The sequence below is a fragment of the Bradyrhizobium sp. USDA 4506 genome, from assembly GCF_054058795.1.
Genome location: NZ_JBSSBM010000002.1, coordinates 895,759 through 914,955, shown reverse-complemented (window position 1 = coordinate 914,955; position 19,197 = coordinate 895,759). Strand labels below are relative to the sequence as shown.

The following is a 19,197-nucleotide window of genomic DNA, read 5'->3' as shown; positions in this document are numbered from 1 at the left end:
GCACGATTTGATGTAGTCTCTCGTACGCTGCAGCGGGAGTGACGCATGATGAATGCATCGGTCACTGATTTCCTCGCAACCGAAGCGCAGTTCGGCACCTACAACTATGAGCCGATCGGGGTCGTGCTGTCGCGCGGCGAAGGCGTCTGGGTCTGGGATACCGATGGCAACCGCTATCTCGACTGCCTCTCCGCCTATTCGGCGGTGAGCCAGGGCCACTGTCATCCGAAGATCCTCGCAGCCATGATCGAGCAGGCGCAGCGGCTGACGCTGACCTCGCGCGCCTTCCACAACGACCAGCTTGCTCCCTTCTACCGCGAGCTCGCGGAGCTGACTGGCTCGCACAAGGTGCTGCCGATGAACAGCGGCGCCGAGGCGGTGGAGAGCGCGATCAAGTCGGTGCGCAAATGGGCCTATGAGGTCAAGGACGTGCCGGACGGGCAGGCCGAGATCATCGTCTGCGCCAATAATTTCCACGGACGCACGCTCGGCATCGTCGGCTTCTCGACCGACCCCGGCTCGCGCGATCATTTCGGCCCGTTCGCGCCGGGCTTCAAGATCATCCCGTTCGGCGATGCCGCCGCGCTCGCGCAGGCGATCACGCCGAACACCGCGGCCTTTCTGGTCGAGCCGATCCAAGGCGAAGCCGGCGTCGTGATTCCTCCGCCAGGCTATTTCGCCCGCGTGCGCGAGCTGTGCACCACGCATAATGTGATGCTTGTGCTCGACGAGATTCAGACCGGGCTCGGCCGCACCGGCAAGCTGCTCGCCGAGCAGCACGAAGGGATCGAGGCCGACGTGACGCTGCTCGGCAAGGCGCTGTCGGGCGGCTTCTATCCGGTGTCGGCGGTGCTTTCCAACAACGCCGTGCTCGGCACGCTGCGGCCCGGCCAGCACGGCTCGACCTTCGGCGGCAATCCGCTGGCCTGCGCGGTGGCGCGGGCGGCGCTGCGCGTGCTGATCGACGAGGGAATGATCGAGAACGCCGCGCAACAGGGCGCCCGCTTTCTCGCCGGATTGCAGGACATCCGCGCCAACGTGATCCGCGAGGTGCGCGGGCGCGGGCTGATGTTGGCGATCGAGCTGCATCCCGAAGCCGGCGGCGCCCGTCGCTATTGCCTGGCGCTGCAGGCGCGCGGCATCCTCGCCAAGGACACCCATGAGCACACCATCCGGATCGCTCCGCCGCTGGTGATCACGGGCGATCAGGTCGACTGGGCGACGGAGCGGATCGCGGCGACCCTCACGCAGGACGTTTCCTGACGGTTCCCCTCGCCGGAAGACCGTAACGCCGGCCGTAGCCACAACGAACGAATCCGACGTCGGTGCGTTAAAGTACTGCGGGCGACTGTTGAACGGAGAGCTAAGCTCATGCTTTCCCGCAGCGCTTTGCTTGTTGTCTTTTTGATTGGCAGCTCGATGCTCGTGGCGCACGGCGGCGCGTCCGCCCAGCCACACGGAAAGGGTCCACCGGCGGCAAGGCCGGCTGCACCGGCCGCAATGGCGCGTCCCGCCCCGATGGTACACGCCGCCCCTCCCGCGATGGCCAGGCCGCCCGCAATGGCGAGACCGCCTGCAATGGCGCGGCCACCCGCGATGGCACGGCCGGCAGCACCCGCGTTCCACGCCCCGCAGCGACCGGCGATGGCGCCGCGCCCGACCCCGCATTTCGCCGCCCCGTCTGTGCGCCAGGCCCCCCATATCGCCGCGCCGCGTGTCGCAACGCCACGCCCCGAATTCCGTCGAGGAGCACCGCAGCGCCAGGCTCCGCATATCGCGGCGCCATCACGTCCGAGCCCACCGTCGCGCTTGAGCGAGCGGCCGTCGCCGACGGAGCGCGTTCAACAGCGCGCGCAGCAGCAGCAGCAAATGATCCAGCAACGCCAGCAGGCGGCGCAGCAGCGGCAGCGTGACGCGCTCTCGCGCCAGACCACCGAGCGGCAAACCCGGATCGATCGCCTGCAGCAACGCGTGCAGCAACTGCAGTCGCAAAAGGTCCAAGGCGCACGCGCGCAACGCGTCCATGACCGTGCCCTGCAGGCGCAGAGCCGTCTGTTGCAGCGCGAGCAGCGTGCGCAGCAGGCCGACGTTGCCCGCCAGCAGAGATTGGCGCCGGCAGCAACGGTTGGAGCCGCGGTCGCGACCACAGCCGCGACGCAGGCGGCGCAGCGCGAGCGGTTTGCCGCGCACTTCCGCGAGCAGGCAGGCGCGCAAGGCCAGGCAGGGCTTGCGGCGCGCCAAGGCGGCTGGGCGCCCCGACATGCCTGGCGACGCGGCAGCCACGCGGCCTTCGTGGCGTGGCTTGGGCCGGTGTTCTGGCCCTACGCCTATTCGGACATCTTTGACTACACGTTCTGGTCCTATGCCTACGAGCCCGGCTATTGGGCCTACGCCTATGACGACTTCGTCGACACCGTGTTCTGGGACACCAACAGTCCCTACTCCGCCTATGCCAGCATCAATCCTGGCGACTATCCGGCGACCGCGGGCCGCGATCGGTCCCGTCAGCGCACCGACACGAGCCCGCAGGCAGTCAAGCAGCTCTGCGGCGAACCGGACAAGGGCGTCACGGCCTGGCCGCTTGCCGACATCGCGCGGGCGGTACGGCCGGACCAGCAGCAGCGCGCCCTGCTCGACGAGTTGAAGACATCAGCGGCAAAGGCCGCCGATATCTTCAAGGACTCCTGCACGGACAGCTATGCCATGACGCCCACCGGCCGCTTGCGGTCGATGGAGAACCGCATCAGCGCGACACTCGAGGCGATCAAGATCGTGCGGCCTGCGCTGGAGAATTTCTACAGCTCGCTCAGCGACGAGCAACAGGCCCGCTTCAATGCGCTTGGTCCGCACGTCGGCGAGCGTTCGCCGCAGCAACAGGAGGCGACCGCGCAAGCCGGCAATTGCGGCGATTCGAAATCCGACCTGGCCCACCTGCCGATCAACCGGATCGCGGCCTCGCTTCATCCGGCGGGCAAGCAGAAGGAGGCGCTCGACCGCCTGAGCGATGCGACCACAAAAGCCATCGCGGACCTGCAGGCGGCCTGCCCGAACGACGTGCCGCTGACACCGGTCGGCCGGCTGGAGGCGATGCAGCACCGCCTCGAGGCCATGCAGAAGGCCGCGAAGCTGATCGAGCCTGCACTGGACGAGTTCTATACGATGCTGAGCAGCGAGCAGAAAGCCCGCTTCAACACGCTGCAGCGGGTCGCGAGCCCCTGAGACGGCCGGACAGCGCTCTGGATCGCCGGGCGCGCCACAGAATGCCAGTCCCCCATCTTGCCTTTGCGGCCGGCGCGCAGCAATGTCTGGTACCGGCATCCCGATGCAATGCCGAATGACGGGGCGGGAATGAAGCGCGGCTGGATGAGCACTGGCGAGCTACGCGAGCGCTGGGGCGATTCCTTGTTGACGGTGCTCACTGTCCTGCTCCTGGTCATGATTTTCGTGGTGGCGCCGTTGCAGGCGTTGGGGCTGTTCGAGTTCCAGATTTTTGAGCTCCTGCTCGCGCTGGTCCTGGTCGGCGGCGTCTTCCTGATGTCAGGCAGCACGCTGGCGGTCGTCACGATGCTGGTCGCGCTCGTCATGATCGTCACGGGCGGGATCCTGAGACTACGCTCACCTTCAATTTTCGATCTCAACCTGTTCGCCGCATCCTGGCTGCTCGTCGGCCTCACCATGGCCGTGACGGTGGCGCGCGCGACGTTCGCGCCAGGCCGCGTCACCTATCACCGTGTGATCGGCGCGGTCCTGCTCTATCTCACGGTCGCCGTGATCTTCGCGGCGCTCTACACCTTTGTCGGTACGCTGAGGCCCGATGCATTTCCCGGCATGAAGGTGGAAGACAGCCCGACATTGGCAAGCCGCGTCCTCTATTTCAGCTTCGCCACGCTCACGACGACAGGTTATGGCGACGTCGCTCCGTTGCATCCGATCGCGCGGAGCCTGTGCAATCTCGAGGCGATCTTCGGCCAGCTCTATCCGGCAACGCTGCTGGCGCGCCTCGTCACGCTGGAGATCGAGCACCGCAACGAAGAGTCGTAATGAGGCACGAGGCGCGCATGCGGCGCCGTGCCCACCTGACGGTGTCCTAGACCACCGTCCGGTGCCGCTCGATGCAGGTTCGCAGCACTTCGTCCAGCGGACGGCCCCACCAGGCATTCGAGAAGATCTCGATCTCCGAATAGCCGTCAAAGCCCTGCGCCTCGACGGCGGCGCGCACCGATCTGATGTCGATGACGCCGTCGCCCATCATGCCGCGGTCGTTGAGGATGTCCTTGGTCGGCACCAGCCAGTCGCAGACATGGAACGCGAGCAGGCGACCCTGGCCGGCGCGTGCGATCTGGCTCATCAACTCCGGATCCCACCAGATGTGATAGACGTCGAGCGCGACGCCGATCGCGCCGGTTCTGTCGGGATCGAGCGCGTCGCAGATATCGAGCGCATGCTTCGTGGTGTTCACGCAGGCGCGGTCGGCGGCATAGGCCGGATGCAGCGGCTCGATCGCAAGCGGCAGCTTGGCCTGCTTCGCATAGTCCAGCATCTCGGCGATGCCGTCATGCACCTGCGATCGCGCCAATGCGATATCCTTGGACGCGGCGCTGCCTGGCCGTGAATATTGCGGCAGGCCGCCGACCACCAGCACGATGCAGGAGGCGCCTAGTGCCGCCGCCTCGTCGACAGCACGGCGGTTGTCGTCGCGCGCCTCGCTGCGATGCGCGCCATCTGCCGTGAACATGCCGCCGCGGCAATAACCCGACAGATCGAGCCCGGCATCCCTGACCGCACGGACGGCGCGGTCGAGGCCGACGGCTGCGACCTGGTCGCGCCAGGGATCGATGGCTCGGATGCCATGGCGCGCGCAGGCCTCGACGATGGCGAGGAGATCGCCCTGCTTGCTGACGGTCGCCGTGTTCAGCGACAGCCAGCGATGATCGTTGGAGAAGTCGCGCATCAGGCGTCGATGCCACGGGTGGCCAGGATCGTCGTCATCCGGCGCGTCGCGAGCTCCGGATTGGCGAGCAGACCGGCCTTGTCGGCGAGCCGGAACAGCTCGGCAAGATGCAAGGTCGAGCGCGCGCTCTCCTGCCCGCCGACCATGGTGAAGTGATCCTGGTGCCCGTTGAGATAGGCCATGAACACGATGCCCGTCTTGTAGAAGCGGGTTGGCGCCTTGAAGATGTGGCGCGACAGCGGCACCGTGGGTCCGAGCACGTCGTGGAAGCCGGCCTCATCGTCCGCGGCGAGCCGCGACAGCGCATAGGACGCCGCCGGCGCGATGGCATCGAAAATGCCGAGCAGCGCGTGGGAAAACCCCTTGTCGTCGCCGGCGATCAATTCGGCATAGTTGAAGTCGTCGCCGGTGTACATTTTGACCCGCGGATCGAGCCGGCGCCGCATGTCGATCTCGCGCTGCTTGTCGAGCAGCGAGACCTTGACGCCATCGACATTGGCCGCATTGGCGTTGATGATCGCAACCGCCGTATCCATCGCCTTGTCGAGATCGGCCGTGCCCCAGTAACCTGATAGCGCCGGATCGAACATGTCGCCGAGCCAATGGATGATCACGGGCTCACGAACCTGCGACAGTACACGGTCGTAGACCCTGGCGTAGTCCTCCGCGCTCTTGCCGAGCTTTGCCAATGCGCGCGAGGCCATCAGGATGATGCGGCCACCGGCCTTCTCCACTGCCGCGATCTGCTCCTCATAGGCACGGATCACATCGTCGATCGACCTGGCGTCCTCGACGGTGAGATGGTCGGTGCCGGCGCCGGAGAACACCAGCGCGTTGCCCTTGGCCTTCGCCGCCTTCACCGAGCGCTGGATCAGTTCGAGCGAGGTCGCCCAGTCCAGCCCCATGCCGCGCTGCGCGGTGTCCATGGCTTCGGCGACGCCGAGGCCGAGGTCCCAGACATGCTCACGGAACGCGATCGTCTTGTCCCAGTCGATCGCCGCGGCCAGCCAGGGATCGACGTCGGCGCGCGGATCGGCGACCACATGCGCGGCCGAGAATGCCACGCGGTTCAGCGTACCCTCGAGCTTCGCCGGAAAGGTCCGCGACGCCGCGAGGCGATAGGTCTCGAGCCCGCCGCCAGCGATCGGCAGTTTCAGCGACAACGATGATGGCGGCAGGACTGGCTTGTTCATGGCAAGGTCCTTTCTCAGACTGATATCGGGGCGACGTCGATCCAGCGCCGCTCCTTCCAGCTCTTCAGCGCGCATTCGGCGAGCTGCACGCCCTTGGCGCCTTCGAGCAGGGTGTATTTGTAGGGCGCGTCCTCGCAGACATGGCGGATGAACATCTCCCACTGTTCCTTGAAGCCGTTGTCGTAGACGACGTTCTCAGGCAGCTTCTGCCAGTCGGCATAGAAATCATGCATCCGCTTCTCGTCCGGATTCCACACCGGCCGCGGCGTCGCCTGGCGTGCCTGGATCACGCAGTCGGTCAGGCCCGCCACCGCCGAGCCATGGGTGCCGTCGACCTGGAAGGTGACGAGGTCGTCGCGGTAGACACGCGTCACCCAGCTCATGTTGATGTGCGCAATGACGCCGCCCTTCAGGCGGAAGGTGGCGTAGGCGGAATCATCGGCGGTCGCCTGGTATTTCTTGCCCTTCTCGTCATAGCGTTCGGGGATGTCAGTCGTGCCGAGGCAGGTCACGCTCTCGACTTCGCCGAACAGATTGTCGAGCACGTAGCGCCAGTGGCAGACCATGTCCAAAATAATCCCGCCGCCGTCCTCGGCGCGGTAGTTCCACGACGGCCGCTGCGCTTCCTGCCAGCCGCCCTCGAACACCCAATAGCCGAACTCGCCGCGCACCGAGAGCATGCGGCCGAAGAAGCCGGAATCGCGCAGGAACGCGAGCTTCTTCAGGCCCGGCAGGAACAGCTTGTCCTGCACCGTGCCGTGCTTGAGGCCCCTGGCATTGGCGAGCTTCACGACCGCAACGGCCTCCTCGAGGTTGATCGCGATCGGCTTCTCGCAATAGACATGCTTGCCGGCATTGATCGCCTTGGTCAGCAGCGAGGGCCGCGCCTGCGTGGTCGCGGCGTCGAAGAACACGGTGTCGCCCTTGTCCGCGAGCGCGCGATCGAGATCGGTGGTGTGTCGTTCGATGCTGTAGCGTTTTGCCAACGCGCCGACCTTCTCGGCGTCGCGGCCGACCAGGATCGGATCGGGCATGACGCGGTCGCCGTTCGCAAGCTGCACGCCACCCTGCTCGCGGATCGCGACGATCGAGCGGATCAGATGCTGGTTGAGCCCCATCCGGCCGGTGACGCCGTTCATGATCAGGCCGAGGCGTTTGGTCGTCATACTGCTTGCTCCTGCGAAACGCGTGGTGTTGGCCGTTTGAGCGGCTGCATGGTGGACCAGTCCGGATGGATCGAACTGGCAAAGCCCGGCGCGGCGGCGATCGATCCCGTCAGCAGATCGCCGTCATGGATCGCGAGGCGGACCTTGCTGCCCGCGGGCGTGTAGAGATCGGGATGCGCGGTGAAGAAGGCGTCGGCCTCGTCAGCCGGGGTGTCGGCAAAGCCATCGACATAATGATGTCCGTTGCGCTCGGCGTGGGTGACGCCGATCAGCGCCCCGAGCGCGAGGTCCTGCTGCACGCCGAGCCCGGCCTGGCAGGTCAGGTCCTCGCCGCTGATGAAATACCCGCCGCTCTCAGCGTTCCACGCCGCCGCGCGGGTGGCGTTGATGATGGACTTGTAGATGCCCTTGCAGGATTTCGAGGAGATGCCGCGATAGCCGAGCACGCGGGCCTGCGGGAATGCGTCATAGGAATCGTCGGCTTCGTCGATGATGAAGCCGTACGCCGCCAGTTTCCCGAGCGGCGAGGCTCTTGTGATATCGCGCGGCATCGGCTGCTCGATATAGAGCAGGTTTGCCCTGATCGGCTGCAGCGCCGCGTCATGGTCGAGCCGGTCGACCAGCGCGTTCACCGCGGCAAGGTCGGCATATTGCTCGTTGGCATCGAGCGTGATCCTGGTGGCGTAAGGCAGCTTTGCGAGCTCGCAGCCGATCCGTGCCAGCCGCGCCGCGTCATGCGCCGGATCGCCGTTCAGCTTGAGCTTGAAATAGCGCGCACCGGCGTTCTCGTTGCGGTCGGCGACGCCGCCCTCCCCTTCAACCTTGTCGTCCATTCCGACCGTGTGCCTGACGGCGACACGCTCGAGCCGCTTGCGCGTCGACAGGAACCGCGCGATCGCGGCATCGTCAATATCAGGCGTCAGCCGCGCATCGATGCCGGCGATATTGCCGGCCATGCCGTCGAAGAAATTCGCGCCGGCGGCGCGCAGCAGCGCATCCAGGATCGCCTTGTCAATCTCGGCCGGACCGAAGCCGGCTGCAAGCGGCGGAATGTCTTCGGCAGCGCAGGCCGCAACCTGCGGGCCGATACGTTCGGCATGGAGGCCAAACGCGGTCTCAAACCCCTTGTTCGCCAGATAGAGCTCACGTGCAATCGCAAGCGAGCGGCGAAGTCCGTCGAGCGACTGCGCTTCGGTCAGATGCGGCCGCTTGTCGAACCATTTCGGCGCCAGCATCTCGGCGCTGGCGCCGGTGGCGCGGCCCTTGCCTTCCACCTCGATCTCGACCTGCACGAACAACTGCGTCGACGCGGTGATTGTCACCGCGCCGAAGCGGAACGGCCGGGCGAATACCAGCGGCCGTTCGAAGAACGCGATATCGTTGACTTTGAGGCGAAGCGGCATTGAAGGCTCGGGTGTTAGTCCAGCGACCCTTGTGAGAAGAAATGCTTCCGGATCCGCTGCACCAGTTCGTTGAAGACGGGATCGGACATCGTCTCGAGCGAGCGCGGCCGCGGCATCGGCACGTCGTAGATCGCGGCGATCGCGCCGGGCCGCTCGGTCATCACAAGCACGCGGTCGGCGAGGAACACGGCTTCCGGGATCGAATGCGTGATCAATAGAACCGTCTTGCCGGTCTCGCGCTGGATCCGCATCAATTCGACATTCATCCGCTCGCGCGTCATGGCGTCGAGCGCGCCGAACGGCTCGTCCATCAGCATGATCTTGGGGTCGTGCACCAGCGCGCGGCAGATCGAGGCGCGCTGCTGCATGCCGCCGGAAAGCTGCCAGGGCAGCTTCTTCTCGAAGCCTTCGAGCCCGACCAGCTTCAGCAGGTCCCTGGCGCGGGTGAGATGCTTGTCCCGCGGCAGCTGCTTCATGTCGATCGGCAGCATCACGTTGGAGAGGATGTTGCGCCACGGCAGCAGCAGCGCGTTCTGGAACACGATGCCGACATTGCCGTGCGGCCTGATCACCGGCTCGCCGTCGACCAGCACTTCGCCCGTCGTCGGTGGCAGCAGGCCCGAGATCATCTTGAGCAGCGTGGACTTGCCGCAGCCGGACGGCCCGACCACGACAAAGAACTCGCCGTCGTTGATGGTGAAGTCGAGCGGCCGCAGCGACGGCACATCGCCGTCGCGCGACCGGTAGGTCTTCGACACGCCGGACAGTTTGATACCCGGCGTGGCTCCCGCCGCGCGGTCCGACACCAGGCGAAGATGCGCTGCGGGCAGAACATTGGCTGGTTTGGTTGCGGGATTCATTCTGCCGAATCCACTGGGATGTAGAATGCTGTCATTCCGGGATGGTCCGAAGGACCAGACCCGGAATCTCGAGATTCCGGGGTCGATGCTTTGCATCGCCCCGGAATGACGGTGTTTGTTGCGCTCACGAGTCGCCCTTCGGCAGATAGTCGTTGGTGTAGAACGCCTTCGGATTGGCCTTGGCCTTGGCGTCGAGGCCGCCATACTCGACCATCAAATTGACCGACTCGGTCATGTTCTGGTCGGTGACCTGGAACGGCCGCTTAGTCCTGGTCTCCGGCGTGCGATAGAGCGGGATCGTCAGCTCGAAGCCTTGCGTCAACGTGTCGATCTTGCCGCCCTTCGGGTTGGCGTCGAGGATCGACTGCGCAGCGGCCTTGGGGTCCTTCTCCGCGGCTTCCACCGCCTTTGTCGTCGCCGACATGAAGCGGCGGACCAGGTCCGCATTGGCCCTCACATAGTCGGAGTTCGCGATGATGCCCGACGACACCATGTTGATGCCGTAGTCGGCGAACTTGATCGGATAGACGTCCTTGCCGGTGGCGTCCTTGATCTTCATCGACTGGTCCATGACGTAGCCGAGCAGCAGGTCGGCCTGGCCGTTGATCACGGCGTTGAGCTTGGTCTGGCCGTCGCCAGCGACGGTGTTGAAATCGCTTTCCTTCAGGCCGGTCTTCTTCAGAAACAGCGGCCAGATCTGCGTCATCGAATCCGCCGGCGTGATCGCGACCGTCTTGCCCTTGATGTCCTCCGGCTTCCTGATGTTCTTGTCGGCAAGGCTCATCGCCGACATCGGGCTGGTCTGCAGCAGCACGCCGGTGGCGATCACGGGCGCGCCCTTCACCGCGGCGCGCATCATGGTGGGCACGTCGACATAGCCGAAATCGGCGGTCTTGGCGGCCACCGCCTGCGTGGTCGCGGCCGAGCCGCGGCCTTCCTGGATCTCAAGGTCGATGCCTTCGGCGGCATAGATGCCCTTGGCCTTGCCGTAATAGAACGGCGCGTGCTCGCCATAGACATACCAGTTCAGCATCAGCACGACCTTGTCGGCCGCGGATGCAGGGGCCACCGCAAGCGCGGTCCAGGCCAGCGTGGCAATGACAGCAGTGATCAATCGCATCGGATATTCCTCCCGTCGTCCTCTTTCGTCATTGCGAGCCACCCGGTCGGCGCGAAGCGCCGCCGGATGACAGGCTCCGTGAAGCAATCCATTGTGAAGCAGGTGGAGAAATGGATTGCTTCGTCGCTGTCGCTCCTCGCAATGACGTTTGCTGTTGTTCCTGTACACAAATCTTAGGAAGCAAAAATGATGTCGTCGCGCTGGCTGACGTGCCAGGGGATCACCAGCCGCTCGATGCGGTCGACGATCCAGAACAGGATGACGCCGAGCAGCGCGAGGATCACCAGCGCCGCGAACATTGTCGGCAGATCGAAGGTGCCGATCGAGCGCTGCATCACATAGCCGATGCCGGAATTGGAGCCGACGAACTCGCCGACGACGGCGCCGACCACGGCGAGCGTCACCGAGACTTTCAGGCCGGAAAAGATCGCGGGCATCGCGTGCGGCAGGTTGACCGCGCGGAACACCTGGAAGCGGCTGCCCTGCATCGCGCGCGCCAGATCGACCATATCAGGGTCGACCGACTTGAAGCCCTGCACCGCCGAGACCACCACGGGGAAGAAGCCGAGCAGGAACGCGGAGATCACCTTGGGGATGATGCCGAAGCCGAACCACACCACGAACAGCGGCGCGATCGCGATCTTCGGCACGGATTGGGAGAACACCAGCAGCGGATAGACGTAGCTCTCGATCGTCTTCGAGCCCGCGATCAGCATCGCAACGGGAATGCCGAACAGCGCCGAGAGCAGGAAGCCGCAGATCGTGGCATAGGTGGTCGGCCAGGACTGCCGCAGCAGTTCCGGCCAGTCGCTCCACAGCACCGCGACGACGTCGCCGGGCGAGGGAATTTGGTAGGCGGGAATATGGAACAAGCGGATCGCGAGGTCCCAGGCCGCCACGATGACGACCAAAAACAGGAACGGACGTACCCACGCCGCATTCAGCACCTTCGACAGGCCCGAAGGGCTCTTTGCCTCCGCCACGTCACGCTCCCTTTGCAGTCTCTCTGTTCGTTCAGAAATTAACCCGTTGGATAAATACTGTCCAGCCCCAAGCGCGCGGCAAAATCGCGCCGAAATACGCAACTTTCGTCAGGCGAGAATTTTTGTCGGATGAGACTTCGTAGCTGTGTAGCCCGGATGAAGCGCAGCGAAATCCGGGACCGGACTATCCGGGACTGAGCTGTCCCGGATTGCGCTCCGCTCCATCCGGGCTACGGGCATCAGTAATGAGCGCGAACGTGCGCCTCACACAACCCGGTGTTCCGCCGTGCGCAGCACCGGCATCGCCCCGCCGAATGCCGCGGTGGACTTGCCGGTCAGCGCCGCCAGCACCAGCGCGGTCATGTGCTCGAGGCGCTCGTCGCGGGCGTCCTTCTTCAAGAGGTCGCGGCCGAAGATCACGCTCAGCGTGGCGCTGTTGGAGAGATAGAAGAATGCGAGCCCGGCGATCGAGATGTAGAGCTGCACCGGATCGACCGCGACGCGGAAATCGCCGCTCTCGACCCCGCGCGTCACCACGGTGCGGATCATCTCGACAAAGGGCGAGTGCATCGACTTGACCTTGGTCGAACGCTTCAGGTGTTTTGCCTTGGCGAGGTTTTCCGTGTTCAGCAGTGCCAGGAACTCGGGGTTACGCAGAAAATAGTTCCACGTGAAGTCGATCAGGCGCCCGATCGCCTCGGGCGGATCGAGATGCTCGAGATCGAGGGTGCGCTCCTCGGCGCGGATCTTCTCATAGGCGCCTTCCAGCACCTCAAGATAAAGATCCTCCTTGTTGCCGACGTGATAGTACAGCATGCGCTTGTTGGCGTCGGCGTTGGCCGCGATGCGGTCGACCCGCGCGCCGGCGAGGCCATGGGCGGCGAATTCCTGCTTGGCGGCCTCGAGAATCCGCAGCCGCATCCCCTGGGGGTCGCGCTGCCATCTCTGTATTCGCTTTGCCTTGGCCAAATCGATCGCCCGGTGATGCTGGGTTGGTGAATGTAGCATGACGCGCGACGTTTGAGAACGAATGTTGTCGTGATGCTCGCGCGGGAATATTTGTCGCAGGCGCCCTCTTCGTCATTCCCCGGTGCGCAAACGCGCACCTGAGGGCGTGCCACCGGGTCGCGCGACGCACGCTGCCGGGACGATGCGCGGATGAAACGCGGCCCAGCCTAGTCTGGCTTTCCTTGCGACGGCTGCACCAGCAGCGTCGGCACACCGCACGTGCCGTTCCGCACCGTCATCACGCGCGTGCCGGGCCTGCGGCCGTTACGGACCTCGGAGACGTCGACGCCAGCGGCAATCAGCCGCGCACGTGTGGCATCGATGTCGGCGACGCGCCAACAGATGCCGCGCAGCCGGTCCGGCGCGTCCGTCTCCGATTTGCCCGGCCGGTGCGTGACCTCGACGACGAGGTCGCCGCAGCGAAAGAACATCAGCCGGCCCCACTCCGGATGCGATCGGTCGAGCGCCATGTCGAGCCCGAGCCGCGCGCCATAGAGCGCGGCGGCGCGTTCCGGATCGGCGGTCGAAACCACCACGTGATCCATCGCGGTGATCGAGGCCGGCGTGGTGCGGACCGACAACGGCCGCTCCTGCTCGCGCTCCAGGAAGAACATGCGTACGCCCCGTGTCGCATCGGTCGCGGCCCGCGTGCGCTTCCACGACAGCGTGGCTCCACTGGTGTCGTCGCGGCTCTCCATCTCCGCGACGGGTTCGGGCTTCAGCGTCAGCCGGTCGAGCCGGCGGTGTGTCCTGGCGATATCGCTGGTGCGGAAGCAGAGGCTCGCAAGCCCCTCGCCCTGGGTGGCAAGCGCGCTGCGGACGCGCTGGGCTGCATCGTCGTCGCCGTGCGGCGCCACCAATTCCAGCGTGGTGTTGTCGAGCGTGAACAGCGTGCGGTCCGCGCCGCCGCCGCGGTAGCGCCAGGACGGCGTCCGCGCGAACAGCGTCTCGTAGGCGGCGCTGGCAGCAGCGATGTCGCTGGTCAGGACGACGACGTGATCGAGACCGGTGATCATGGCCGCAACCTCCCCGAATCTGCCGTCATTGTGTTTCTCCCTTAACCCAACCCGGAACCACGGACTGCCGCCGGCCGTTATGCCGCATGCCAGAACGGCCCGGCGCAGCCATCATCTCTACCTGTAAACCAGGCAGGGTTGCGAATATTTTCAGCGATCTCGGCCGACCAGCAATGCTAGTCTGGAACCGCCGGCCGGGACCACACCAAGCCACGACGGAAAGCGAATGCAGGCTCTCTTCATCGGACAGACCTATATCGACGTCACCTTCATCACAGATCACATGCCCGTCGGCGACGAAAAGCACGTCGCCGACGCCTATGCGGTGTCGTTCGGCGGCAACGCCGTGACCGCGGCGTTCTGCTGCGCCAAGCTCGGCGTCCCGCCGGACCTGATCGCCACCATGGCCAATGACTGGCTGGGACGGATGTTCTGGGACATGGCCGACAGGTACGGCATCTCGTTCCACCCCCGCAAGGTCAACTCCTCCTCGCTGTCCTTCATCATGCCGAACGACGGCAAGCGCGCCATCGTCCGCTGCCGCGACGACCAGCACATCCATCCTTTTCCGCTGCTGAACATCAAGGGCTGCCGCGCGCTGCACATCGACGGCCACCAGCCGGACGCCGCGATCCATTATGCGAAGCTGTGCCGCGAGGATGGCATCCTGACCTCGCTCGACGGCGGCGGCCTGCGCACCAACACCCACGAGCTGCTCGCATTCATCGACATTGCGATCGTCGCCGAACGCCTGTGCGAGCAGATGGACAAGACGCCGGAACAGATGCTCGACTATCTCAAGAGCCGGGGCTGCAAGGTCGGCGGCGTCACCATGGGCGAGCGCGGCCTGCTCTGGTATGACGAGGCCGGCACAGTGCGCACGCTGCCGGCCTTCCCGATCCCGCGCGCGCGTGTGATCGATACCAACGGCGCCGGCGACGTCTTCCACGGCGCCTACATCTACTCTTACCTTTCAAACCCGAGCAAAGGCTGGCATGAGCATTTCAAGTTCGCGCGCGCAGCCTCGACCTTCAAGATCCAGAAGCTCGGCAACGAGGCCGGCCTGCCGACGCTGGCGGATATCGCGGCGGTCAAGCAGGAGTTTCGCGCCGAGGCTTGATAGGGGTGAATGGGGCTAGGCCATGGGGCGCGTCTTCGTCGCCGGCAGCATCAATATGGACGTGGTGGCGACCGCCGAGCGCCATCCGCGGATCGGCGAAACCGTGGCAGGCGAGGCCGTGCTCTATTTTCCCGGCGGCAAGGGCGCCAACCAGGCGGTGGCTTCGGCCAAGCTCGGCGTACCGACCACGCTGATCGGCCGGCTCGGCACCGATGCATTCGGCAAGGAGCTGCGAACGTTCCTTGCCGCGCAAGGCGTCGATCTCACCTTCGTCAAGGACACCGACGGCACGCATTCAGGCACGGCGATCATCACGCTCGCCAACGCCGACAACACGATCGTCGTCGTGCCGGGCGCCAACGGGCTGGTCGAGGCCGATGATGTCGCGGCCCCCGTCCTCGCGAGGGGTGACGTCGCGGTCAGCCAGTTCGAGATCCCGCTGCCGGCGATCGCTGCCTTCTTCCGACGCGCCCGCGCCGTCGGCGCCACCACGATCCTCAATCCGGCACCGGCAAAACAGGCCGACAAGGCTCTGCTCGATCTCGTCGACATCCTCGTTCTGAACGAGACCGAACTCGGCTACCTGACCGGCACGGAGCTGCGCGACAGCGACACGCCGGAGCGCTTCTCCGAGGCGGCCCGGGCGTTGGGGCAAGGCAAGATCGTCTGCGTCACGCTCGGAAAGCGCGGCGTGCTGGCGCTGGTCGAGCACCAACCGCTGCTCGTGCCGGGACGCGAGGTCAAGGCCGTCGACACCACGGGAGCCGGCGATTGCTTCGTCGGCGCCCTCGCCTCACAGCTCGCCATCGGCAAGCCGCTCGGCGACGCACTGGCCTACGCCAACGCCGCCGCCTCGATTTGCGTGCAACGGATGGGAGCCGCGCCGTCGATGCCGACGGCGGATGAGGTGGAGGACGCTCTCTCCCCTCGTCGTCCCGGAGAAGGCCGGGAGGTGGATTCACATTCGAAGTGCAACACTTGAGCAAAGGACTCGGCAGGCGTGCGGTAGTCAAGGCATTTGCGCGGGGTGTTGTTGTAGGCGGCGATGAACTGGCGGAACCTGGCGGTCGAGAGGGTGACGAGATCCGTCTTGCGGGGAATAAAGCGGCGCATCCTGCCGATGGCGTTCTCGATGCCACCCTTCTGCCAGGGGGCATGGGGATCGCAGAAGAAGGTCGCGATCGAGAGGCGGTGCAGCGCCAGGTGACCGGCGAACTCGGTGCCGTTGTCGAAGGTAACGCTCTGGCGCAGCTCTTGTGGAAGGGGCGCGAAGAAGCCCACGAGATGGCGGGCGACACCGCGCGCGACCTTGCTGGCAAGGCGGATGCCGAGCAGCAGCCGCGAGGTGCGCTCGTGCACGGCCAGCACGGCCTGACCGTATTTCGAGAACATCATCAGGTCGGCCTCCCAGTGTCCGGGCACGCTGCGGTCGGCCGCTTCGAGCGGCCGATTTGCCAAGGGTACACGGCCTTCGATGAAGCTTGCGGGGCTGCCGCCCCGCTTGCCGCGGCAGCCGCGCTTGCTCTTGGCGCGCGGCAGATAGCGCCGCCAGTTGAAGTCCGTGGTGCGCCTGAGTTGGCCATAGATGAAGCGGTAGATGGTCTCGTGGGAGATCACCTTGCGCCCGTGCTCGCGGGCCAGCCGGCCAGCGACCTGCTCGGGCGACCAGCCGCGGCGAAGGCGTTGCAACACCGCGCGGCGCAGGCCGGGCTCCCGTTCGAGGCGTCCGCCCGTCCAGCGCCGCGCTCGCATCTGGTGCTGGGCATAGCTCGGCGTGTAGCCGACCTGGCTCCCCCGATTGCGCCTCAGTTCCCGAGAGACCGTTGATGGCGAGCGATCCAGAGCTGCCGCGATTTGCCGGACCGAGCTGCCATTGGCCGATAGGCAGGCAATCTCGCATCGGTCGTCCAGAGAGAGCTGCTTGTAAGTCCGCCCCATGGCAACACCTCCTCAAGGAAGTGTTGCACTTCGTTTGTGAACTCAGGGGACCCATAACCACCGGCCACAGTTTGGGGGGCACACGCGTGGCAACTGCGTTCGTCTCCGCCAACGACTGCCGCGGAGTATGGGTCCCGGCTTTCGCCGGGACGACGCTTGCTTATATTTGCGCCAGCGCACTCTTCAGGTCGAAGCTCGCATCCACCGCCTGCTCCGGCGTGATCGAGCCGCCGGCGCCGAGCAGCCGGCGGCCGAACATGTGATCGCCGGCGCGGTTGACCGACTCGATGCCGAGCAGTTTGTCGCCGCGATAGCAGAACGCCGAGAACGCCCCCTGCGCGCGGTCGCCGCGCACCACGACGCGGTCGTAGCCGGTGGTGAGACCCGCCATCTGCAGCTTGTCGGGGCCCTGGTCGCTCCAGAACCACGGCAGGCCGTCGTAGACCTCGGTCTTGCCGGTCAGCCGCGACGCCACGCAGCGCGCATGGTCGGTCGCATTCTGCACCGACTCGAGCCGCAGCGAGCCGCCGAAGCGTTTGCTGGTGTAGAGCGCGCAATCGCCGATCGCGGAGACATTCGGATCGGCGGTCAACAGATGCTCGTCGACGATGATGCCGGATGCCACCGGCAGCCCGGCCTCCGCCGCAAGCTCGACATTCGGCAGCACGCCGACGCCGACCACGACGAGATCGGCCGGGATATGCGTGCCGTTGCTCAGGCTGACACCGGTAACCTTGCCGCCATCGGCCTCGATCGCCGTGACCTGCACCCCGAGGTGAATCCGTATGCCGGCGGCGCTGTGCCGGGATTGCGAGAACTCGGAAATCTCCGCGGTCACCGCCCGCGCCATCACGCGAGAGGCGAGCTCGACCACGTCGACCTCGAGGCCCTTGGCCCGCGCGGTGGCGGCGAATTCGAGCCCGATGAAGCCCGCACCGATCACCACGACGCGCATGCCGGGCGCGATCAAGTCGCGCAGCGCCTGGCTCTCATCCAGGATGCGCAGGTAGCGGACTGCGTCGAGCTTGGCGTTGGGGATATCGAGCAGCCGGTTCCGCGCACCGGTCGCGAACACCAGATGGCCATAGTCGAGCGATGTGCCGGAGGCGAGCGTCACCTTCCGCGCATTGCGGTCGATCGCATGGGCGCGATCGGTGATCAGCTCGATCTTGTTGTCCTGGTAGAACTTGTCGGGCCGGAACATCAGGGTCTCGGGCCCGCCGGTCCCCTTCAGATAGGCCTTCGACAGCGGCGGCCGCTGATACGGCAAATGGCCTTCGTCATTGATCAGGGCGATGCGCTCGGCAAAGCCGGCCTGGCGCAACGACGCCGCGAGCTGGAAGCCGGCGTGTCCGGCGCCGACGATGATGACCGAGCCTGTCATCGGAACAACCCAAATACGCGCGAGCAGGAGCGACCCATGCCGTTTCCTCTTGTCGATGTTAGCTTGCTTGCCCCGTCCCCACAGCGCTCGTGTCTGCGTACCGAAGGCGCGTGCCATTTGGCCTCATGGCTCGCACCGATGCAAGGGGGTCCCAGGCGATTCCGGGCGCACCCGCGGCCCCCGGGCGCCGGGCCGGATTGCCACGGCTCCCGCCAAGGCCTTAAATGTCCGGAACCAACTAGCCCAAGGTCTTCAATATGCCAGCACCCGCCCCCTCCGCCAACGATCCCGCCTTGCTCCGTATCGACGGCGCCATCGCGACCATCACGCTGAACCGGCCGGCCGCGTTCAACGCGATCGACATGACGATCGCCAAGAAGCTCGAGCAGCTCGGCGCCGAGGTCGAAGCCAACAAGAATGTCCGCGTGCTGGTCATCGAGGGCGAAGGCCGCGCCTTCTGCGCCGGCGGCGATCTGCAGACCATCGGCGCAGCGACCGAAGCCAACAATGTCGCCCCCGTGGTCGGCGAGATGCTTCACCACTACCATGCCTTCATCGAGACGGTCCGGCGGATGCCGAAGATCGTTCTATCCAGCGTGCATGGTTCGGCGGCCGGCGCCGGCATGGGCCTCGCGTTCGTGACCGACCTTTGTATCGCCGCGGACGATGCCCGCTTCACGCCCGCCTATGCCAAGATCGGCGTGTCGCCGGATGGCGGCAGCACGGTCGGCATCGTCGGCACGGTCGGGACCCGTCGCGCGCTGCAGATTTTCCTCGCCGAGGATGGCTTCACCGCGCAGCAAGCCTATGAATGGGGTCTCGTCGTCAAGACCGTCCCCGCGGCCGAGCTGAAGGCAGCGACGCGGCAGCTCGCCGAGCGCCTGGCGCAGAATCCGCCCGCCGCAATCGCGGGGACCAAATCACTGGTCTATCAGGCCGCCACCACGCCGACCAATCAGCAGCTCGACGCCGAGGAACACAAGATCATCACGGCGATGCATACCGACGATTTCCGCGTCGCCGTGAAGAAGTTCACCAGCAAGTCGAAGTAGAGG

The 19,197-nt window shown here is 65.6% G+C and carries 17 protein-coding genes and 1 pseudogene; 6 read left to right on the top strand and 12 right to left on the bottom strand.

What is annotated here, in order from left to right; translation table 11 throughout:
* Positions 1 to 48: 48 nt before the first annotated feature.
* Positions 49 to 1,263, top strand: a complete 1,215-nt coding sequence (rocD, locus tag ACVIHF_RS06615; RefSeq protein WP_253610069.1) for an ornithine--oxo-acid transaminase — start codon at positions 49 to 51, stop codon at positions 1,261 to 1,263.
* A 522-nt stretch (positions 1,264 to 1,785) separates the two neighbouring features.
* Here rocD and ACVIHF_RS06610 read toward each other — a convergent pair.
* Positions 1,786 to 2,241 carry a hypothetical protein gene (locus ACVIHF_RS06610; protein ID WP_253609677.1) on the bottom strand — a complete coding sequence of 152 codons (456 nt, stop codon included), beginning with the start codon at positions 2,239 to 2,241 and terminating at the stop codon, positions 1,786 to 1,788.
* A gap of 51 nt (positions 2,242 to 2,292) precedes the next feature.
* Between ACVIHF_RS06610 and ACVIHF_RS06605 the strand changes: the two genes are divergently transcribed.
* Both ACVIHF_RS06605 and ACVIHF_RS06600 read left to right on the top strand, forming a co-directional pair.
* The gene (locus ACVIHF_RS06605) at positions 2,293 to 3,219 is read left to right on the top strand and encodes a Spy/CpxP family protein refolding chaperone (protein WP_253609678.1); all 927 of its coding nucleotides are present in this window, start codon (positions 2,293 to 2,295) and stop codon (positions 3,217 to 3,219) included.
* A gap of 129 nt (positions 3,220 to 3,348) precedes the next feature.
* Complete coding sequence (locus ACVIHF_RS06600; protein ID WP_028331847.1) at positions 3,349 to 4,041, top strand: potassium channel family protein; 693 nt, start codon at positions 3,349 to 3,351, stop codon at positions 4,039 to 4,041.
* Between the two features lie 46 nt (positions 4,042 to 4,087).
* Here the strand turns inward: ACVIHF_RS06600 and ACVIHF_RS06595 are convergent, their stop codons facing one another.
* The 9 genes from ACVIHF_RS06595 to ACVIHF_RS06555 all read right to left on the bottom strand — a co-directional run bounded on the left by ACVIHF_RS06595 (position 4,088) and on the right by ACVIHF_RS06555 (position 13,700).
* Entirely contained in the window at positions 4,088 to 4,951 is an 864-nt protein-coding gene (locus ACVIHF_RS06595; protein ID WP_253609679.1) for a sugar phosphate isomerase/epimerase family protein, read from the bottom strand.
* Positions 4,951 to 6,144 carry a dihydrodipicolinate synthase family protein gene (locus ACVIHF_RS06590; protein ID WP_253609680.1) on the bottom strand — a complete coding sequence of 398 codons (1,194 nt, stop codon included), beginning with the start codon at positions 6,142 to 6,144 and terminating at the stop codon, positions 4,951 to 4,953. Before ACVIHF_RS06590 ends, ACVIHF_RS06595 begins: the two co-directional genes overlap by 1 nt.
* A gap of 14 nt (positions 6,145 to 6,158) precedes the next feature.
* Positions 6,159 to 7,310: a Gfo/Idh/MocA family protein gene (locus ACVIHF_RS06585; RefSeq protein WP_253609681.1), complete on the bottom strand. Its 1,152-nt coding sequence runs from the start codon at positions 7,308 to 7,310 to the stop codon at positions 6,159 to 6,161.
* On the bottom strand, positions 7,307 to 8,713 hold the full coding sequence (locus ACVIHF_RS06580) for a hypothetical protein (RefSeq protein ID WP_253609682.1): 1,407 nt from the start codon (positions 8,711 to 8,713) through the stop codon (positions 7,307 to 7,309). The genes ACVIHF_RS06585 and ACVIHF_RS06580 overlap by 4 nt, the downstream gene beginning before the upstream one ends.
* Positions 8,714 to 8,727: 14 nt before the next feature.
* Positions 8,728 to 9,573, bottom strand: a complete 846-nt coding sequence (locus ACVIHF_RS06575; RefSeq protein WP_253609683.1) for an ABC transporter ATP-binding protein — start codon at positions 9,571 to 9,573, stop codon at positions 8,728 to 8,730.
* 124 nt (positions 9,574 to 9,697) lie between these two features.
* Entirely contained in the window at positions 9,698 to 10,693 is a 996-nt protein-coding gene (locus ACVIHF_RS06570) for an ABC transporter substrate-binding protein (RefSeq protein ID WP_253609684.1), read from the bottom strand.
* A gap of 173 nt (positions 10,694 to 10,866) precedes the next feature.
* The gene (locus tag ACVIHF_RS06565; RefSeq protein WP_057017593.1) at positions 10,867 to 11,676 is read right to left on the bottom strand and encodes an ABC transporter permease; all 810 of its coding nucleotides are present in this window, start codon (positions 11,674 to 11,676) and stop codon (positions 10,867 to 10,869) included.
* A gap of 264 nt (positions 11,677 to 11,940) precedes the next feature.
* Positions 11,941 to 12,597, bottom strand: a complete 657-nt coding sequence (locus ACVIHF_RS06560) for a TetR/AcrR family transcriptional regulator (RefSeq protein ID WP_253609685.1) — start codon at positions 12,595 to 12,597, stop codon at positions 11,941 to 11,943.
* Positions 12,598 to 12,851: 254 nt separating this feature from the next.
* The gene (locus tag ACVIHF_RS06555) at positions 12,852 to 13,700 is read right to left on the bottom strand and encodes a VOC family protein (protein ID WP_253609686.1); all 849 of its coding nucleotides are present in this window, start codon (positions 13,698 to 13,700) and stop codon (positions 12,852 to 12,854) included.
* A 226-nt stretch (positions 13,701 to 13,926) separates the two neighbouring features.
* Between ACVIHF_RS06555 and ACVIHF_RS06550 the strand changes: the two genes are divergently transcribed.
* Together ACVIHF_RS06550 and rbsK are read left to right on the top strand one after the other, a co-directional pair.
* Positions 13,927 to 14,820 (top strand): sugar kinase, encoded by an 894-nt coding sequence (locus tag ACVIHF_RS06550; RefSeq protein ID WP_018270479.1) that lies wholly within the window; start codon positions 13,927 to 13,929, stop codon positions 14,818 to 14,820.
* Positions 14,821 to 14,842: 22 nt separating this feature from the next.
* On the top strand, positions 14,843 to 15,802 hold the full coding sequence (gene rbsK, locus ACVIHF_RS06545) for a ribokinase (RefSeq protein ID WP_253609687.1): 960 nt from the start codon (positions 14,843 to 14,845) through the stop codon (positions 15,800 to 15,802).
* Here the strand turns inward: rbsK and ACVIHF_RS06540 are convergent.
* Both ACVIHF_RS06540 and ACVIHF_RS06535 read right to left on the bottom strand, forming a co-directional pair.
* Positions 15,772 to 16,758, bottom strand: a pseudogene (locus ACVIHF_RS06540) (IS30 family transposase); the annotation flags it as partial. The gene rbsK and the pseudogene ACVIHF_RS06540 sit on opposite strands and share 31 nt — an antisense overlap.
* Positions 16,759 to 16,918: 160 nt before the next feature.
* Positions 16,919 to 18,142, bottom strand: a complete 1,224-nt coding sequence (locus tag ACVIHF_RS06535) for an NAD(P)/FAD-dependent oxidoreductase (RefSeq protein WP_253609688.1) — start codon at positions 18,140 to 18,142, stop codon at positions 16,919 to 16,921.
* Positions 18,143 to 18,399: 257 nt separating this feature from the next.
* Here ACVIHF_RS06535 and ACVIHF_RS06530 point away from each other — a divergent pair, with 257 nt between their 5' ends.
* Positions 18,400 to 19,194, top strand: coding sequence for an enoyl-CoA hydratase/isomerase family protein (locus tag ACVIHF_RS06530; protein WP_253609689.1), 795 nt, complete (start codon positions 18,400 to 18,402; stop codon positions 19,192 to 19,194).
* Positions 19,195 to 19,197 lie beyond the last annotated feature (3 nt).

Coding starts and splice junctions, on each gene's coding strand:
- rocD (WP_253610069.1), top strand. CDS start 49: ATGAATGCATCGGTCACTGATTTCCTCGCAACCGAAGCGCAGTTCGGC.
- ACVIHF_RS06600 (WP_028331847.1), top strand. CDS start 3,349: ATGAAGCGCGGCTGGATGAGCACTGGCGAGCTACGCGAGCGCTGGGGC.
- ACVIHF_RS06595 (WP_253609679.1), bottom strand. CDS start 4,951: ATGCGCGACTTCTCCAACGATCATCGCTGGCTGTCGCTGAACACGGCG.
- ACVIHF_RS06590 (WP_253609680.1), bottom strand. CDS start 6,144: ATGAACAAGCCAGTCCTGCCGCCATCATCGTTGTCGCTGAAACTGCCG.
- ACVIHF_RS06585 (WP_253609681.1), bottom strand. CDS start 7,310: ATGACGACCAAACGCCTCGGCCTGATCATGAACGGCGTCACCGGCCGG.
- ACVIHF_RS06580 (WP_253609682.1), bottom strand. CDS start 8,713: ATGCCGCTTCGCCTCAAAGTCAACGATATCGCGTTCTTCGAACGGCCG.
- ACVIHF_RS06575 (WP_253609683.1), bottom strand. CDS start 9,573: ATGAATCCCGCAACCAAACCAGCCAATGTTCTGCCCGCAGCGCATCTT.
- ACVIHF_RS06570 (WP_253609684.1), bottom strand. CDS start 10,693: ATGCGATTGATCACTGCTGTCATTGCCACGCTGGCCTGGACCGCGCTT.
- ACVIHF_RS06560 (WP_253609685.1), bottom strand. CDS start 12,597: ATGCGGCTGCGGATTCTCGAGGCCGCCAAGCAGGAATTCGCCGCCCAT.
- ACVIHF_RS06555 (WP_253609686.1), bottom strand. CDS start 13,700: ATGATCACCGGTCTCGATCACGTCGTCGTCCTGACCAGCGACATCGCT.
- ACVIHF_RS06550 (WP_018270479.1), top strand. CDS start 13,927: ATGCAGGCTCTCTTCATCGGACAGACCTATATCGACGTCACCTTCATC.
- rbsK (WP_253609687.1), top strand. CDS start 14,843: ATGGGGCGCGTCTTCGTCGCCGGCAGCATCAATATGGACGTGGTGGCG.
- ACVIHF_RS06535 (WP_253609688.1), bottom strand. CDS start 18,142: ATGACAGGCTCGGTCATCATCGTCGGCGCCGGACACGCCGGCTTCCAG.
- ACVIHF_RS06530 (WP_253609689.1), top strand. CDS start 18,400: ATGCCAGCACCCGCCCCCTCCGCCAACGATCCCGCCTTGCTCCGTATC.